Source organism: Paenibacillus sp. FSL R10-2782 (assembly GCF_038592985.1).
Lineage (GTDB): Bacteria > Bacillota > Bacilli > Paenibacillales > Paenibacillaceae > Paenibacillus > Paenibacillus terrae_C.
This window is the reverse complement of the sequence record NZ_CP151951.1, coordinates 2,982,013-2,997,209: the sequence shown is the minus strand read 5'-3', so window position 1 is coordinate 2,997,209 and position 15,197 is coordinate 2,982,013. Positions and strand designations below refer to the sequence as shown.

General features: G+C 39.1%; 15 protein-coding genes and 4 pseudogenes. 14 read left to right on the top strand and 5 right to left on the bottom strand.

All coding sequences use genetic code 11. The features are described from left to right. Window positions 1-46: 46 nt before the first annotated feature. Window positions 47-283: pseudogene (locus NST83_RS13510) on the bottom strand (tyrosine-type recombinase/integrase); the annotation flags it as partial. A 381-nt stretch (window positions 284-664) separates the two neighbouring features. Here NST83_RS13510 and NST83_RS13505 point away from each other — a divergent pair. Then, window positions 665-928, top strand: a complete 264-nt coding sequence (locus NST83_RS13505; protein ID WP_342414584.1) for a hypothetical protein — start codon at window positions 665-667, stop codon at window positions 926-928. Between the two features lie 609 nt (window positions 929-1,537). Here the strand turns inward: NST83_RS13505 and abc-f are convergent. Both abc-f and NST83_RS13495 read right to left on the bottom strand, forming a co-directional pair. Then, on the bottom strand, window positions 1,538-3,025 hold the full coding sequence (gene abc-f / locus NST83_RS13500) for an ABC-F type ribosomal protection protein (protein WP_342414583.1): 1,488 nt from the start codon (window positions 3,023-3,025) through the stop codon (window positions 1,538-1,540). Window positions 3,026-3,738: 713 nt separating this feature from the next. Beyond that, window positions 3,739-4,551 carry a hypothetical protein gene (locus tag NST83_RS13495; RefSeq protein WP_342414582.1) on the bottom strand — a complete coding sequence of 271 codons (813 nt, stop codon included), beginning with the start codon at window positions 4,549-4,551 and terminating at the stop codon, window positions 3,739-3,741. Between the two features lie 239 nt (window positions 4,552-4,790). Here NST83_RS13495 and NST83_RS13490 point away from each other — a divergent pair. The 3 genes and pseudogenes from NST83_RS13490 to NST83_RS13480 form a co-directional block, all read left to right on the top strand. Beyond that, window positions 4,791-4,988 (top strand): annotated as a pseudogene (locus NST83_RS13490) (NucA/NucB deoxyribonuclease domain-containing protein); the annotation flags it as partial. Window positions 4,989-5,130: 142 nt separating this feature from the next. Continuing rightward, entirely contained in the window at window positions 5,131-5,487 is a 357-nt protein-coding gene (locus NST83_RS13485) for a hypothetical protein (protein ID WP_342414581.1), read from the top strand. Window positions 5,488-5,593: 106 nt separating this feature from the next. Continuing rightward, window positions 5,594-5,866 carry a hypothetical protein gene (locus NST83_RS13480; protein WP_342414580.1) on the top strand — a complete coding sequence of 91 codons (273 nt, stop codon included), beginning with the start codon at window positions 5,594-5,596 and terminating at the stop codon, window positions 5,864-5,866. Between the two features lie 26 nt (window positions 5,867-5,892). Here the strand turns inward: NST83_RS13480 and NST83_RS13475 are convergent, their stop codons facing one another. Together NST83_RS13475 and NST83_RS13470 are read right to left on the bottom strand one after the other, a co-directional pair. After that, complete coding sequence (locus NST83_RS13475) at window positions 5,893-6,543, bottom strand: bZIP transcription factor (protein WP_342414579.1); 651 nt, start codon at window positions 6,541-6,543, stop codon at window positions 5,893-5,895. A 429-nt stretch (window positions 6,544-6,972) separates the two neighbouring features. After that, window positions 6,973-7,380 (bottom strand): SH3 domain-containing protein, encoded by a 408-nt coding sequence (locus tag NST83_RS13470; RefSeq protein WP_342414578.1) that lies wholly within the window; start codon window positions 7,378-7,380, stop codon window positions 6,973-6,975. 977 nt (window positions 7,381-8,357) lie between these two features. On the opposite strand from NST83_RS13470, the pseudogene NST83_RS13465 reads away from it, so the two are divergent. The 10 genes and pseudogenes from NST83_RS13465 to NST83_RS13420 all read left to right on the top strand — a co-directional run bounded on the left by NST83_RS13465 (window position 8,358) and on the right by NST83_RS13420 (window position 14,534). Continuing rightward, window positions 8,358-8,671, top strand: a pseudogene (locus NST83_RS13465) (YolD-like family protein). Window positions 8,672-8,805: 134 nt separating this feature from the next. After that, on the top strand, window positions 8,806-9,519 hold the full coding sequence (locus tag NST83_RS13460) for a hypothetical protein (RefSeq protein ID WP_342414577.1): 714 nt from the start codon (window positions 8,806-8,808) through the stop codon (window positions 9,517-9,519). 471 nt (window positions 9,520-9,990) lie between these two features. Then, entirely contained in the window at window positions 9,991-10,137 is a 147-nt protein-coding gene (locus tag NST83_RS13455; RefSeq protein WP_342414576.1) for a hypothetical protein, read from the top strand. A gap of 169 nt (window positions 10,138-10,306) precedes the next feature. Then, entirely contained in the window at window positions 10,307-11,461 is a 1,155-nt protein-coding gene (locus NST83_RS13450; protein WP_342414575.1) for an IS3 family transposase, read from the top strand. Between the two features lie 356 nt (window positions 11,462-11,817). Next, window positions 11,818-12,264 (top strand): OsmC family protein, encoded by a 447-nt coding sequence (locus tag NST83_RS13445; protein WP_342414574.1) that lies wholly within the window; start codon window positions 11,818-11,820, stop codon window positions 12,262-12,264. A 275-nt stretch (window positions 12,265-12,539) separates the two neighbouring features. Then, window positions 12,540-12,686, top strand: a pseudogene (locus tag NST83_RS13440) (group-specific protein); the annotation flags it as partial. A 146-nt stretch (window positions 12,687-12,832) separates the two neighbouring features. Continuing rightward, entirely contained in the window at window positions 12,833-13,465 is a 633-nt protein-coding gene (locus NST83_RS13435) for a hypothetical protein (protein ID WP_342414573.1), read from the top strand. After that, window positions 13,443-13,979, top strand: a complete 537-nt coding sequence (locus NST83_RS13430; RefSeq protein ID WP_342414572.1) for an accessory gene regulator B family protein — start codon at window positions 13,443-13,445, stop codon at window positions 13,977-13,979. The genes NST83_RS13435 and NST83_RS13430 overlap by 23 nt, the downstream gene beginning before the upstream one ends. Further along, a complete protein-coding gene (locus NST83_RS13425; RefSeq protein ID WP_137063324.1) occupies window positions 13,976-14,122 on the top strand; it encodes a cyclic lactone autoinducer peptide in 147 nt (48 codons plus the stop codon). Before NST83_RS13430 ends, NST83_RS13425 begins: the two co-directional genes overlap by 4 nt. Before the next feature lie 16 nt (window positions 14,123-14,138). Then, window positions 14,139-14,534, top strand: coding sequence for a LytTR family transcriptional regulator DNA-binding domain-containing protein (locus NST83_RS13420; RefSeq protein WP_137063323.1), 396 nt, complete (start codon window positions 14,139-14,141; stop codon window positions 14,532-14,534). Window positions 14,535-15,197 lie beyond the last annotated feature (663 nt).

Genomic DNA, 15,197 nt, shown 5'->3' with positions numbered 1-15,197 from the left:
AAGCGTTGAGGGATTTTTAGTTTGGGGGACGCCTTGGAGGAAATCGTTATTTCTTCTGTGGTGTCCCTTTTTTATCCCCCAACTCTGAACCGAGAATAGAAGCTGTGTATTGCTCATATTTATCCATACTGCGTTTTTCCAACTTTTTAGAGATGTGCGCATACACATCGGATGTAATTTGAACGCTGCCGTGACCAAGCTGCTCTTGAACAAACTTAATGTCTGCACCAGCTTCAAGCATGAGGACTGCATAAGTGTGACGAAGTGAGTGGATGCGTAAATCATCATTCAATTCTGTTTTTTATGAGCCCTTGGATTATTTTTTCCATATATCAGTCCTCTGTCGTCCAATGAGAATGGAGCATCGCATAATAAAAAAGCTCTAAATGAAGGTGAACAGATTCGTCGGCAGTTAAGGAACAATCTATTTCGATAAGTTCAAAAGCTGATTCTAATTTCGACAAAGTCGTGGAGTCAGGCAGGTTCGAGGCTTGGAGCATCACAAAATGGAAATGAGAAAAAATGATCTGGAGAAGTCTATTCCAGTGAAGCGGGTGTTGCTGAAACCAAGAAAGATTTAGCTGAGACAGGGCAAGGACTATCTAAATACAAATCTGAATTAGAAGAAATTAATGCCGCAATTGCAAGCGTAAAATAATATATCATGAACAACAAAATAAAACGTGCGTGCATTATCTTAGCTGTTGTCATAGGTGTATTTATAACAGCATTTGTTTCTGCTTCTCTATCTGAGGAAAAAAGACAGGATGAAGCATCCGTTTCTGTTTCGAAAAATCATTGGTACTACGATTTCACGGACGAACAAATTCAATTAGCTATAACCAAAGGGTTAGAGAGTGATCGTAGTGATATGTTTCAAGAGGAATCTAGCCGGATAATCAAAGTTTATGAAAATAATTTGCTGTAAATAAAAAAAGCCCATCGTTAGTATATTTCTACACACCGACATATCAAATCATAAGAAGAGCATATAAGGACTCACAAAAGATGGACATACCTTTGGTCAGTGATGCAAGATGCGATAATATAAATGAAAATTTCTTGTATTTCTCTATTGATGTAGGTATGAATAGGGAAGATGCTTACCGGAATTTTCATGCTTTCCTGAGACAGGGAGATGTTACATTACTAACATTCATTTATTCAAATAAGAATGATACTGCAAGTTACGAGATAATTCCTTCAAGGCAAAGAGAGGATTGAAGACTGGATTAGAAGAAATAAATAAGGCTATAGCTTCACTTAAATAAAATCCGTAGTGTCACAGCATTATACGTAAATAAAATAGAGATATAGAAAAACCTCTCTACGTTCGGAGAGGTTTTTTACTCTTTTATAAAGATAGAATGATTTTATGGAAACAAAAACTGCTATAGAAGAATTATAAATCCCTTAGAATTCGTGAAATAGTATTAGACTGCACTCAATAATATAAACAACGGCAGTCAAGGCCGAGAAAATAAAATCCTAGACTGCCGTTGAAATCATGTCTTACTCCAAGTCACTTTGTAAAATTCTAATCCCCACCGAGTTCAACCGTTTTCGTGGCGACACGGTCATGAAATTCCCGATCATGCTCCACGAATACAATGGTCGGCGTGTACTCAAGCAGCAGCTCCTCAATTTGCATCCGGGAAATCACGTCGACAAAGTTGAGTGGTTCGTCCCAAATATGCAGATGAGCCTCCTCACATAGGCTTCTCGCGATCAGAACCTTCTTCTTCTGACCGCCGCTAAACGCCGATATATCCTTCTCAAACTGGATGCGGGCGAAATCTAGCTTACGCAACACTGCCTTAAATAAGCTTTCGTCAATTCTGTGCTCTGCTGCATAATCGGAAAGCGTTCCTCGCAGATAAGAAGTATTCTGGGATACATAGGAAACGCGAAGCTGCGGCTCCCGCTGAAACGTTCCTGTATAGTGTAGCGCCTCGTCGTTGAGTAGACGGAGCAAGCTAGACTTACCTGATCCATTTGGACCTGAAATTGCAATCCGATCTCCTGGTTCGATCGTCAGACAAACGTTCTTGCAAACCGCTCTTTCCCCATAGTAAATCGTGACGTGATCCAGCATCGCCAATTCCGATTTGGGATACACGAGCTGAGAGATTGCAAGGCTTTCTGACTGTTCGATATTTCGGAGCAGTTTCGATTTTTTCTCTAAAGCAGCGTGTTGCCGCTGTTCGATGGATTTCGAGCGTTTCATCATTTTTGCTGCCTTATGCCCGACGTAACCCTTGTCAAGCTTGGAACCGGAATTTCGTGTGCCGTTTTTCGATTTTTCGGTCTCGAAAGACCAGCCGCTAGTACGTTTAGCAGAAGTAGATAAACGTTGTATGTCTTTGTACAGCTTTTCGTTTTGTGCCATTTCGAACGTGTCCTGGCGAGTTTTGTTCGTCCACCAGCTGGAGAAGTTGCCTTTTTGGATTTCGATATTCGTTTTGTTGATCGATAGAATATGATCCACACAGCGGTCGAGAAAAGCCCGGTCGTGTGAAACAAGAATAAAACCGCGCTTCGTATTCAGATAATCGGCGACAAGCTTGCGTGCGTGCAAGTCGAGATGATTGGTCGGCTCGTCGATGAGCAGAAATCGATTGTCTTGGATGAATAGCACGGCCAGCAATACCTTCGTCTGTTCTCCTTGGGACAGCGATTCGAATGGCCGGTACAACACGTCTTCTGAAACCTTAAGCAAGTTCAGTTCACGCATTAACTTCCAGTTCTCATAGTTTGGCACGATCTCTTCGACGACGTCTAAGGTCAAATACTCCGGGTGTTCGACGGGAAACGGAAAATAATCAAAGGCGACTGGTGTGGAAATCGTACCGCTGTATTCGTATTTCCCCTGAAGCAGGTTTAAGAACGTCGTTTTCCCCCGACCGTTTCGCCCCGTAAAGCCCAACTTCCAGTCTGTATCAATTTGAAAATGAACATTTTCGAATATGGGGTCATAGCTGCCTGGATAGGCAAAAGTGAGATTGGTCACCTGAATGGCGGGCATGGCAATCATCCTTTCGTTTGGAAATAAAAAGAGCCGCAAGAAAGGTGCTATCTTGCGGCTCTAATCCATACGAGGAAATACGGCCCAATTCCAAGGGGCCGTATGACTGTCCGGAGAGGGAGCGCAAACGAAACGCAGAGCTTTCTTGCAGAGATGAAATAAAACGACCACAGCCGATCGCTGAGTCCGTTCTTTTCGTGATCTCGAAGCAAGAAAGTTCTACATATATCCGTTCAACTCCCATCATCAAATTACATTCAGTTTATCACAATGGTAATTTAACTACAACCTGCGTAGTCCCGTTTAGGCTGAAGCCTCAAATGTTACTTGCAGTTATCGGTTTACTATTAGTTGTTTTTGTGCCTATTATAATATCCTCAAACCGAGAACATGTGAGAAATTTAAAGCAACCAAAAATTGAACGAGTTGCAAAAGTGGTTGATAAAAGAATGAATTGGTTAGAAGATAGTTCGGCTCGGTATTATTATTTTACATGTGAATTTCAAGACGGAAGTCGAGAAGAAAAAAAGTATCCGAGTCAGAATATGGTGTTATACGGGTGACGTTTGAGGATTACGTGGTCCAGTAGAAAAATTTTCGCTTGAGTCGATCAAGATTAACGGAAAGTATTTCATGAGGGATCAGTTTGAATTTAGAGTAGACATGATAAAGGACTCCGTTGCTTATGTAACCAGCATGGAGTCCTTTGTTGTTTATTTAGTTGAATACTCACTTACTTCAAACGTAAGGATTTTATTGAATATTACATAGTCCTTACGGTTACTGAATGGTCCTTTGTTGTTATTGTGCTTATCAATGGCATACTTGGATGGCCCAGAACCAGCATCCTTAGCATCATACCAGTTGATAAATGCTAATACTTCATCCATTGAGAGATCGAATTCTTTTTCAAGACCAGTAATCATGGTCACTGTAAGTATTGCACGATTCCCCATTTCGGGTATATCCGGAGTTATTGGTTCTTTATAACCGAATAACTGCAGTTCACCAATACAAGTATACCCACCAGTTCTGCCATTATCCGCTGTTATATATAAACGATATTTTGAATAGCTTTTGCTATTTATGATAGCAAACTCTCTAATTTCTCCTCTTTTCCAGTTTATTTGATCTTGCTGTTTATCTAAATCTATCCATTGAGTCCCATCCCAACCTTGAAAAGTCCAAGTTTTAGGTATGCCGTTTACATATGTATCTGAATCAGTAGGACTTAAAGTATATTTTGTAACTACCGCGTTCTCCTTAAAGTCATATCCAACATAGGCTGGAAGTTGAGCAGTGGTTGCCCAATCATAATCATAACTAGTATTAACTTGATCAAAAAGCATATATGCTTGTCCACCAATACTTGAACTTGCAAAAGCCTCACCACTAGGTGCTGTATTACTTGTCATTTTTGGCACAAGATTTATTGATTCTAAACCTGCGGCGTGAGCATTTGAAGTTGATAGAGCTGCAAGACCTATGCTTAGTGAAAGCAAAATTTTGACCAATACCTTTTTCATATTTAGCACTCCTCATTGGTTATAAATTCAACAATAATAATATACAAAAAAGAATCCCTTGTCTAAACATTTATGTCTATAAATTCAAAATAAAGCTTAATAGTGGATTTTAATTTTCTCACTCTCTCTAGTTCGCTATAATTGAAAGGTCTTTTTTTTGCGACAAGCTATGCGATCTTCGACATGACTCTCCATTAGTATAGAGAAGATTTAAATACTATGGAGGTGTCAGATGATAAAAGGAATCGCTTAAGGGCTATCCAACTAAAAAAGGATACGACCGCGACGAGTGGCCAATGGCAATGTGTGCTGAAGGTGGAGAGGGTGCGGATATTAAGTACATAAGTCCAAAGGATAACCGTGGGTCTGGAAGCTGGGTAGGGAACCAGCTCGAAGATTATCCGGACGGGACCAAAGTAGAATTCATACTCAAATAAGAAAACCCCAAACCTACTGGTTTGCGGGTTCTGACATTTTTAGATAATTTCTTGTGTTAGTTACATATTTTCCCTTACTTCGACACAGGTAGTGAGATAGGATAGTAGTGAACTATTACATAATTCTAGGAGGTCGTTTGAGTTGAAAAAGTTTAAGCCAGTTTTTTTATTAATGTTTGTTCTTTCTTTCGTATTTAGTGTGAGTGCCTATGCGGCTGAATTGACTTTAGACAAACATAAGAATTATACTTTCGCTAGTGGGCATATAATTTCTGATGGTACTACACGTATCGATACATTCATGAATGGTACTGGAAAAGCAAGAGTGAAAGTGTATTTTTCAAATGTAAACGTTCAAGATAAAGTAGTGTATAACGTTCAAATGTCTTCCGATAGTGAAACAAGTGCCTTTGCTAAGATTAGACACGGGCAAGGTATATACCGAGTAGAAATAACCGGAGATGCTAGTACGTATGTTTATGTTAATATGTATAATTAAATAATCAAACCTGAAGAGCAGGAGGGGTGACCCTTCCTGCTCCTTTTTTTGCATCTTGAATAACGAACGCTTGTTTGCATATAATTAATGCAGAGGAGTGATCATCATGTTAGCGGACATCGAGCGCAAGCTGCTTCGGATACTGTACAATTATTCACGGGTCCGTCGCTGTATGCCCACAATGGCGGAACTTGAGACAAAGACAGGCAGACCCACAGCGGACATACGAGCCGGGCTGATTGAGCTGGAGAGGGATAACTATATTATGTGGGCATACAAGTCCACGCTAAGGGATATCGTCATCATCGAGGGCTGGGATCGGGATCAGAAGATCATCATGCCCATGGGAGACGCAACAAGATACTTTACGAAATACTAAAACCCCGGATTGCTCCGGGGTTGTTTTTATCTTACTTTATAGTTGTATATTTTATCTTGTACTAAAATTTCTGCATTCAATGGTTTGGTACTTTTTGCTACCTCGTTAGGCACTTTGACTAGATAATAAAGTGTAGCTGTTTTAAGAGGATCAATATCTGTCCCTCTTGTATATCCAAAATCCTCTCCACCCTTCTCCTCAATAGTAGAGAATGTTTCATAATCATATTTATTATCAAATTTTAAGTTCACAATTGCAACTTTACTGGAATCCACGCCACTGGAACCCAAATTTTTCGCTTTAAGTATTAAGGCAAAGTATGTAGAATCTGCTTCTTTTGACTCATACAGACTATAGAGCCCACTAGCATTCGACGGAATAATCTTTTTTGCGAATTTAGTATCTTTAACAGTGATCTCTGCATAGTCTTTGATGGTCACAGGCGTGCCTTTGCTAATAGTAGGGTATTTGTCAGTTGCGGCTTCTATCTTTGAATCTGCCGATTGAGAATTGCCGTTTGAAACGCTTTTAAGCGCCTCGTTTTCTTTCTTGGCAGTTGCCAACTCTGCTTGAAGTTTCTGCACTTGATTGTCTTTACTGACCTCTGTATTGCCAGACGAACAAGCGCTAATTGTTAAGAAAGCAGCAACCACCATTATAGATGTTACGATTTTCATAGTATCCCCCTAAATCACAAGTAATATTTGTATATAGTCTATTAGACCTAGGAATATTTTTCTAGGCGATATTTTTTATTGTATGAGATTCTTACGAATGAGTAATGGGTAAAGAACACAACTGACCCGGATATGGCTTCAACTGTGTTTTTTTGTTTACTGATTTTGTTATGTTGGTAAGCAAGTCGTCTACTTAAAATGTATTCCTTAAAAAGAGTCCACTTATCACGGATTCCTTAGCTAACCATCAAGGTTTTGAACTATTCATTCGCTTCTTTGAGGTGATTATCATAATCAGTCTGACCCATAATCTGTTCAAGAAAGTAGAGATAGCGGAAAAACGAAAAAGGGACGAAGCAGAGGTTTATCCTGCTTCGTCCCTTTGAGGTCAAATCTCTTTATTTTTAAGTTAGTAATCAGCTTTCAGAATCACTCAAAATCAGGCTGAATATAATCGTCAGAAACATAACCTGTGCGACCGGTGGATATTCTGGTAACATGATACCAACCATTTGTAGGGTAGCTCTGATCAATCCAGACTTTTTCACCACTATACATCGATTCTAAAATTGCCCCCGTTTTAGAAGGAGTAGACCGTAAGCGAACACCGTTCCCTATAACAGTCCCTTGGAAATCATGTTTAAACTGAACTTGAAGTTCTGCCTCTGTGGCAGGAACAAGTATTGAATTTGCAGTATTTGTAACCGTCTGACTTTGCAGATCAGTCGGTGATGTCAACTCATCTGTCGCCTTAGTTTCTGCTGCAAAAGCGGCCGTACTTCCAAATACAGCAAAGATCGAAAAAATTGCCAAAAACATTTTAACTTTCTTACTCATATGCAGATTTCCTCCTTAATTATTATGATGAGACTAGAGATTTGCCCTCTTGAGTTAATCTTGACTGTACTTGCAAAAAAACTTGAATAATTTGTAAGTGATAGATTGTAAATCCAAGTGTGGCGGTTATTCTTTGAAAAATTCGTGAGTGGTTTTCCAACTCAAGCATTTTCTTGGAGGTTGATTGATTCAATGTATTGCTTGCTCCAAGGATCCATCCGTTATTTGACGAAGTCTGCGCCTTTAGGGAAGAACTCCACGGTATCCAGCTCCCAATGTCCAAACGTCTCCCGTGAACGAACGTCTTTCGGGCGCTGGGAAATTTGCAACGGCACAATTAGGAAAGAATAAGATATACCGTACCGGAGATATGGAAAGTTAGTCGCCAGGCGCCACAGCTTACGCGACGTTTATTAAGGGGAATGCAGCATTGGACAATGATTAAAACCTGTTTGCGGGAAAAAGCAAAGAAGAAGGCGGTCCTTAATCTCCGAATCTAATCTCCAAAGTTCGATGATACAAAACCTTCCTGTTTTGTTTCACAAATTCGACTCAACGAACATCAGAGAAAATTTTATTCTTTGGGATTTAATTCTCTAGGACGTGTATGCAAACTGTACAACTCGTAGAAATAGTAAAATAAGGAACATGAGACGAAGATACGAGTTAACGGATAAAGAATGGAATATACTTGAACCCTTGTTACCCCCAGCCCGAAAGAAACAAGGAGGACGGATGCTGAATGCGCCGTGCTTTGTGTGGCTCGAACAGGAGCACCATGACGAAATTTGCCCCATTACTCGCTATGAAAAAAACAGCAAACATGTTCATGGTAACGCTGCTTTCCATTCGTTTATGAATCAAATTGGTTTGCGTACAGGCCCTAGTACAAAGTTTTAGAAATAGAAAACAAAAGTTCTTGTAAGGAACATATGTTCGGGATATAATTTCTACATAAACATCAGGAGGCGACATACATGGGAAAGAAACTTGAAGGCAATGGAATATTCGAGAGTGCGCGGATCATCATACCAGAACATAAAGAAGCTTACTTAAAGCTTATGAAGGATCGTCAGCACCGGGGCAAGCCAGAACTCGACGATCAATAGGTCCAATTAATTGAGCAGGCACTAATAGATTCCTACAACTCACGCGCGACCGTCTCACTGGTAGTATTTAGCCCGTTCGACGACACGGTGATGACTGGTGTAGTAACATCCATTAGCACCAGCAGGAGGGAAGTAAAGCTGTCCAAAAATACGAGGATGATTTTAGTTGGATGAAGTTGTAGGATATTGTTTGGACAAACTATAAATAATTATCTTACATGAGGACAAAAATTACCAGTTTAATAGGTTATTGCATTGCTACTAATCCCAGTAAAATATACAATTACAGCAGGCTAAATAGGAGGATGGTGTATCTGTGTTATCTGCTTTTTTGTATATTTTACTTGGGGTATTCGATGCTTTGGCCGTTGTGACTTTGGTCTTAAAGCTTTATATGCTTCCCGTTTGGGAATATCGTAGAAAAATACTTTTCTACGCAATTGGCATAGCTTTGTTTTCTTTTCTTATGAGGGTAGTTATAGGTGTCCCTAAATTAGATTTGCCGTTTCAGTATTTGTTTATGGTTATCTTTTTTAGATTCGGTTTAGGGATCAAAACACATCTGGGGGCTTTTTCTGCAGGTTCTGGTCTAACAGCCTACATTAACCTACAGCTATTTGTATATCTATTTGCGAATTTTTTCGGAGCAGCACAACCGGGTGCTATCAATTACACTTCTGGGTTTTCTATTTACTTTATTCAGTTATCTTCTATCATTATTGCATACTTGATTTCTTTTGTTATGGGGAAATATAACTTTGGGTTCTCGTTTATAATTCAGCCTCCACACGATTTTTTAAGAGGTGAAAATTATTTCTCATCCCTAAATAAGATGTTAATTTTAGGTTCGCTAATATCAACGATTACTATCTTTATTACTTTATATATGCTTTATAACTCTAGCACAATAGGATTACTTTCCATTTCATTGTTTACTTTCGGATTGTCCTATTTTTTTTCAGAGCGGGGGGATTACGAGGATGCTAGAAGCGTTATCCAGGTACATCGCAACAGAAATAAAAAAAGCTGATCCTGATGGACCTACAAGTATAGAAGTGATGGAATATGCACTCGGGATAAGGCTTACTGAATTTTCGACTATCCTTTTTGTCTCACTTACAGGCTGGTTAACAGGTCATTTCTTCGGGTCGTTATTAGCGCTTGGCAGTCTTATGTTAATAAGAAAATTTTCAGGAGGTGCACACTTCTCTAGTCTTACGTTCTGTTTATTTTTTACAACAGCAGTATGTGTTACTATACCTTTTTTCTCTATGGGAATATCAACATTTTTAATTATTAGCGTTTGCTCATTACTAGTGTTTTTCGTTTATGCACCTAATCATTTTATCTATATTGAAAAGTCTGCAAACCATAAGTATTTCAAAATCATATGCATTTCCATTTGCATGTTGAATTTTTTTACACAATCAACGATAATATGTTTGTCTTTAGCGGTACAAGCTTTCAGTATAATTCCTATATGGAGAGGAGGGGAACGGAAATGGATAAGAGATTGGCGAGAGCTTTAAATGTAAAACTGGGGAAATACGCTGGCGAATCTACTAAAAATGAAAAAACAGTATTTGGCGCTAAATCAATACCAGAAGAGTTGAAGAAAAAAGATCAGAAGAGTAAAGAAACGAATTAATATTTGGAAGATGGAAAGCGAATTTTGCCACCAAATATAATTGTAATATAGATACAGAAAAGCTTCTCCAGTATTAAACTGTACCCTATAGAGTAGACACTTTAAAAAAGTCTATCTATGGGGTATTTTTAATTTATGCCACGAACGAGACAAGGATGGAGATCAGCCGATGAGTAAAAAAACGTTTACAACAAAAGAAGTGAAACAACTTTCCGAAAACCCGTATGTGAAGTCTGCATCGACCAAAGGAATTACGTATACAGATGAGTTCAGACAACTCTTTATTACATCGAATCAGCAAGGAAAGCTGCCCATGGACATTTTTGAGTCCTGTGGGTTCGAAGTACAGATCGTTGGAATGACTCGCATCAAAGCCGCTGCAAAACGGTGGAGAGCCCGTTACAGAGAGCAAGGCGACTTAGGCTTGCACGATGCAAGAGGCACCGTGATTCTGAAATACAATCTCCGACGAATGGTGAGCTATCTGTGCGGGATTGCAGGTGTCTCCAAAAGCGGCTACTACCGGTATTGGACCGCGTCATCCATCCACAGGCGCAATCAGAAAGAGCAGGCTGACGAGGAAATCCGAGTTCACGTCAGCAAGGCCTTCGATTTTAAAAAGCGTAACAAAGGAGCGCGCTCCATCAAGATGACACTGGAAGGACAATTTCAGATCGTCTGGAATCTCAAGCGAATCCGAAGAATCATGAAAAAATATGGTATCGTATGTCCTCATCGAAAAGCGAATCCGTACAAGCGAATGATGAAGGCAACCCAGGAGCATCGAGTCGTGCCTAACTTATTACAACGTAACTTCAAACAGGGAGTGCCTGGCAAGATTCTTCTCACCGATATTACCTACTTAAGTTATGGAAAAGGGAAGCGAGCCTATCTGTCCACGATCAAGGATAGCTCCACCAATGAAATTTTGGCTTATCATGTGTCGGAGCGAGCCACCATGGATCTGGCGACAAACACCTTGCTTCACTTACAGAAGAATCGTAGATTCAAGAAGACCCAAGACGCCTTCATTCATTCCGATCAAGGTACCCACTACACTCATCCGGATTTTCAGAAGAAAGTGAAACGTATGGGTCTCGGGCAATCCATGTCCAGACGGGGAAATTGCTGGGACAATGCTCCGCAGGAATCCTTCTTTGGTCATTTTAATGATGAAATATCGCTGAAGAACTGCACCACGCTGGATGAAGTCAAACGAGAAATCAAGGCATATATGACCTACTACAACTACTACAGATACCAATGGAATTTAAAAAGGATGACCCCCGTTCAGTACAGAGATCATCTTCTTCAAACAGTATAGGTCTTTTTTAGAAATGTCCTTTACATAGGGTACAGTTTATTAGTGGGAGGCTTTTATTCTTTGAATGGGCTGTTTTATTAAGCTATCTTTCACAGTTAGTTGAATAATTCATTCTGATAAGGATATATGGCCGTTTTTATAATTAAACGAGTAGACCGACCCTTAAGGACAAGATAGTATTGCCAAATGATGAAAGACAAGAATAAAGGTCGGAATCCAAACAACACTCATCTATTGACAGGTTATGATCAGCAGAATTATAATTCATACTAAAATTAGTTGAATAATTATATTAAAATTATAACTTCGAAACACCCAACCACACTTGGGCTGTACAGAAAAAGGAGGGTGAATGTATGCCAAATGTTCAAACATTCAAAGCAACTGCCCATTTAAAGGATGGGGTTAAAGTCGTTACCAATGTAAGACAATTCGAACTGGTCATCGACGAGCCGAAAAACCTTGGGGGTACTGACACGGGAATGAATCCTGTAGAAGCTTTGCTTGCCTCCCTGGGCGCATGCCAATCCATTGTGGCCAGGGTATATGCTGCCAAATTCAATGTAGAGCTTGAAGATTTTAGGGTAGATATTGAAGGTGACCTGGATCTCGACGGATTTTTTAACAGATCTGAAATCCGCCCTGGTTACTCCGATATACGATACACGTTCTACATCAAGACCAATTCGTCTGCCGAGAAGGTCGAACAATTCGTGCAATTTCTGGAGAGCAAATGTCCTGTGGGCGACACGATTGCCAATCCGGTAAATCTCAAGCTGAATCGCGTCGTTATTGAAAATTGAGACGCTGACCCCTTAACAGAATACAAAAAAGGGCTGCAGGTTTGCATGAAAGCAACTTTGCAGCCCTTTTTTGTTACGCATTTGATATTTTATGATCACTGGTTCAAGGGTCTAACCCAATGTGGCCCGTAAGCAAGAACATCGGGATAGCTATAAGAAAAAATTAAGGTTATGATAATTATGATGTTACTTAGTTGCTGTTAAAGGGAAAAGACAAATCATTTTAGCTGATTGTATTTTATGATCTTTTTGATTGTTTGTATCATCCTAAATAATTAAAGAAGAGGACATGTATGAGTTGGAATGCAATTCTCGATGCATTTTTCCATGATCCGCGACTTATCAAACGAAAAATGGGAGGAAAGTGGTATTTTCCAGTTCGTGAAACAAGAGTTTTTTTGAAAATCTGGCTCTTAGAGCAATACACACATTGTAAGGAAACGAGTGAAAAATATCTACCTAACATAATACATAATATTCCAAATAAACAGGTAATTGTATTGCTATACTGTTATAGCAAATATAGAATTATAGTATTGGTTACAATGGAGTGAAGGGGATATGTGTTATGTGGGAGCCTATACGGTTCTTGCTATTTTCTAATGTTGAAACATTTGCGGCGTTTGTTTTAATGCTTACTATTTTCAGAATCCGAGCTTTAGATTTTGTCTGGCCTGCATTGTTTATCGGCCTGATCATGAATTTGCAAAGTCTGGTGTTAAGAGAAGAAACGTCGTTGTCTTTTTTTGCTCCGACTATAAACATTATATTATTCACATTATTGATAACTACTGTTGTAAGGATGCCTATTATTTGGTCAGCTATTATATCCATTACAGGTACGTTTTTGTATACGCTGTTCCAAGCAATAATCATAGTAATGATCTTTGGTACATTGACATCAGACATGGAGACCTCTCCAGAGGGATCGTTAGCTCAAGCGGTAACCAGTGCATGGGTATTAGCTATATCATGGTTGCTATATAAATTCAAAATAGGCTTTACAGCAGATTATGAAAGCTTGCGTTTTAGGTGGGAACATGTACTTGTTGTTATTTTAATAATTGGGGTACTAGCCGCTAGTACATTTATGTTCTACGTCAATAATTTTCCTCTGAGTATTTTGTTTATAGCTTTGGCATCTGGAATGTTCTTGTACTATGCGCTAAAGACGGAGCGTGATTATTATAAAAAATCTTGATACTATCGCTCTTGATATTGCAACTCATATCAAAACAGTTGTACCGGATCATCCAGCTTCTATTGCGGTTTTAAAACATGGAATAGCCGTTGTGATTAATACAGTTTCAATTATTGTGTTAACTATCGGTCTTTCATTTATTACGGGTAAGGTGCAGGAAACCATACTGGCGATGATATCTTTTTCTATACTGCGTCAAGTTGTAGGAGGAATACATTTAAGGAGCAATGTGGTATGTATTGTTGTATCTACAGCTTTACTTACTGCCTTGTCCTTTGTGAATTTAAACTATAATGGGATAGTTATTACGTCGGTATTAAGTATAATACTTGTCTTAGTTTACGCCCCGTCTAGAATAGACGGGAAGACTCGTATACCTAAACGGCACTACCCATTGTTGAAGATTTTCGGAGTCTTCATAATAACACTTAATTTGTGGCTGGCTATTTCGGTGGTAGCTGCTAGTTTTTTTGTTCAGAGCTTAACATTAATAGGAGGGAGGTGCGAAAAATGAAAAGTCCTATATTTAGTAAATTTAAAATTGGCATGTACTACAATGCCGCCATATTACTGACTTCACTTGCAGTTGCATCAGTGAGTACAGCGAGTTTGTCTTGGATTCACAGTCCCGAACCACCTGAAGAACTGTTGAAATAAAGTGGAGATATGTGAAATGCTAAACCTAACCGTATCAGCTGTTCCTGGAGGTATTAACAAGGGTGAAAACATACCCGTGGACAAGGTTCTTTTCATATCTAAAGGACATAAGAGGGATCAGATTCTAGTTCACACATTCGAAAAAACATATTACATGATCGGCACCTTAAAGCATTGGGAAAGCTTCCTAAATAATAATGGGTTCCGTTTCTTGAATGTGGACAGAAGCAATACTCTGAATGTGGAGAAGGTGAAAATTGTTAATGGCATTTTCAAAGACGCTTACTTTGAATGTGAGATAACAAAAACGTCGAAGAGGTGTCCAATCTCTTATCACCGATTTGGAGAGGTTATAGAGGAAATGGGTTTCATTAATTCGAACATAATCTTCACTGGAGTTGCTACTAGATAGCGGCTCTTTTTTTTTGTCAAAAATACTCGCCTTATACTGTTAAAACATAAGAGACATTCAGCACTCATTCGCTCGTTTTTGCGGAAGTGAGAAATAATGCGCTGTGGTTAGCAAGATCTTTGCACAAATTCCGTTCGGGTCTAGCTTTTCTGTTTCAAAAGGTAGGGAAGTAGGCATCTCCACTAGGAAAAGCATTTCGTTAAAAGTATTTAGGATAATGATCATACAGTCAAGATAAAGACACAATAGTTCATAGGGGAGAATAACCATAAAAATCAATTTTTATTGAATCCATTTCATAAATGATTAAGCCAACGAAATGTATACTACATATAGACAAATCAAACCATTTTGATCTATATGTACTTTTTATTAAAGCTACTGTGGGTATTATGAAATTGATTCTATTATAGGTGTAATTTCCGTTATACACGATAATGTGGCAAAAAAACGGGAAGAAATCCTTCCCGCTTTTCGCTTAAAACATCATTAACGTCTGCGTTGTCTATCATTTACGCTAAACAGATTAACAGCCAGTGCGTTACCTCTAGCACGTGCAACGGCTCTCTGATTTGAAAGGATCAATAAGCCTCTTCTTCTCACGCTACGTTTGAAATGTCTTTTACACATGATATTCACCTCCCTTCACAAGAAATGAAGGTA

What these genes read in the sequence shown, in the direction of transcription:
- NST83_RS13455 (WP_342414576.1), top strand. Translation starts at nt 9,991, where the DNA reads ATGGATAAGAGATTGGCGAGAGCTTTAAATGTAAAACTGGGGAAATAC.
- NST83_RS13435 (WP_342414573.1), top strand. Translation starts at nt 12,833, where the DNA reads ATGTGGGAGCCTATACGGTTCTTGCTATTTTCTAATGTTGAAACATTT.
- NST83_RS13450 (WP_342414575.1), top strand. Translation starts at nt 10,307, where the DNA reads ATGAGTAAAAAAACGTTTACAACAAAAGAAGTGAAACAACTTTCCGAA.
- NST83_RS13495 (WP_342414582.1), bottom strand. Translation starts at nt 4,551, where the DNA reads ATGAAAAAGGTATTGGTCAAAATTTTGCTTTCACTAAGCATAGGTCTT.
- NST83_RS13420 (WP_137063323.1), top strand. Translation starts at nt 14,139, where the DNA reads ATGCTAAACCTAACCGTATCAGCTGTTCCTGGAGGTATTAACAAGGGT.
- NST83_RS13445 (WP_342414574.1), top strand. Translation starts at nt 11,818, where the DNA reads ATGCCAAATGTTCAAACATTCAAAGCAACTGCCCATTTAAAGGATGGG.
- NST83_RS13425 (WP_137063324.1), top strand. Translation starts at nt 13,976, where the DNA reads ATGAAAAGTCCTATATTTAGTAAATTTAAAATTGGCATGTACTACAAT.
- NST83_RS13475 (WP_342414579.1), bottom strand. Translation starts at nt 6,543, where the DNA reads ATGAAAATCGTAACATCTATAATGGTGGTTGCTGCTTTCTTAACAATT.
- NST83_RS13480 (WP_342414580.1), top strand. Translation starts at nt 5,594, where the DNA reads ATGTTAGCGGACATCGAGCGCAAGCTGCTTCGGATACTGTACAATTAT.
- NST83_RS13470 (WP_342414578.1), bottom strand. Translation starts at nt 7,380, where the DNA reads ATGAGTAAGAAAGTTAAAATGTTTTTGGCAATTTTTTCGATCTTTGCT.
- abc-f (WP_342414583.1), bottom strand. Translation starts at nt 3,025, where the DNA reads ATGCCCGCCATTCAGGTGACCAATCTCACTTTTGCCTATCCAGGCAGC.
- NST83_RS13505 (WP_342414584.1), top strand. Translation starts at nt 665, where the DNA reads ATGAACAACAAAATAAAACGTGCGTGCATTATCTTAGCTGTTGTCATA.